2 protein-coding genes are annotated in these 904 nt (G+C 45.8%); both read left to right on the top strand.

Going from position 1 to position 904, the window contains the following annotated elements; translation table 11 throughout:
• The coding region (locus J7438_RS26125) for a hypothetical protein (protein ID WP_209278950.1) at positions 1 to 609 on the top strand (609 nt) is incomplete at its 5' end.
• An 11-nt stretch (positions 610 to 620) separates the two neighbouring features.
• Positions 621 to 904 (top strand): hypothetical protein (locus J7438_RS26120; protein ID WP_209278949.1); only part of this gene is annotated, 284 nt, incomplete at its 3' end.

Below are 904 nucleotides of genomic sequence, written 5' to 3'. Positions count from 1 at the left end.
ACCAAATTCTATAACGATCTCCATAACCCAGAAATTGACTCTGAAGAAATCAATGCCCTGAGAACTCTCCAGACCAAGCTGAACACAGATTTATTAGCTTTGTACGATTGGTCAGATATAGATTTGGAGCATGGCTTCCATGAAGTTGCCTATCTACCTGAAGGAAAAAACCTGCGATATACCATTAGCGAAAAAGCTAGGGAAGAGGTGCTCTACCGTCTCGCTATGCTCAATAAGGAAAGGCATGAAGAGGAGTTGAAAGAAGGTCTGACTAAAGCAAAAACAAAAAAAGTTCCAGCCAAGAAGGCTGCCAAACCAAAAGCAAGCAAATCCAAAGATGTTCCACAAATTGGGCTATTCGAAGCTCCCCCTCAACCTGTGGCCAAGCAAAAAAACACTACAGGCAACCAGTGGGGAGCAACAACAACGGAGCAAATCTATGCTTGGCTAGAGGAAAATCAAGGTAAGTGGTATTCAAAACAGGTTATTCTGAATGGCTGTGGAGCTGACCCGGATAAATGGGATGATGCCATCGCTGAACTACTGGCTGATGGGGACATTGAACAGCAGGGCTCCGGTGACAGCCTGAGTTATCGTGCCAAAGTATAGCGGAGGGAGTGATGTCTGAACCAAAGGTACTAAATGCCTGGATAGCCGTTGACGATGGCCTGCATTTGGGCGAATCGTTTGACGAATTCACTCTCGTTCTATCGGGCGAACGACAGAAATTCCAGGCTGTTCAAGAAGACGATTATATTGCTGTCGTCAATCAGGCCGGATTTGCTCTTCGTATCGGTAGAATTTACCGGATTCGCTCAGATCTGAGCAGTACTACCCTGTACTTCGACAAACAGCTGGCTGTAAGTGGAAGCAAGACTGTTTCCATTGCGGGTTGGAATTTACC

It is taken from the genome of Thalassotalea sp. G20_0 (genome assembly GCF_017744175.1).
In the GTDB taxonomy this organism is placed as follows: domain Bacteria; phylum Pseudomonadota; class Gammaproteobacteria; order Pseudomonadales; family Endozoicomonadaceae; genus Endozoicomonas.
Note: the sequence above shows the minus strand (reverse complement) of the source record. Positions and strands in the feature narration are given on the sequence as shown.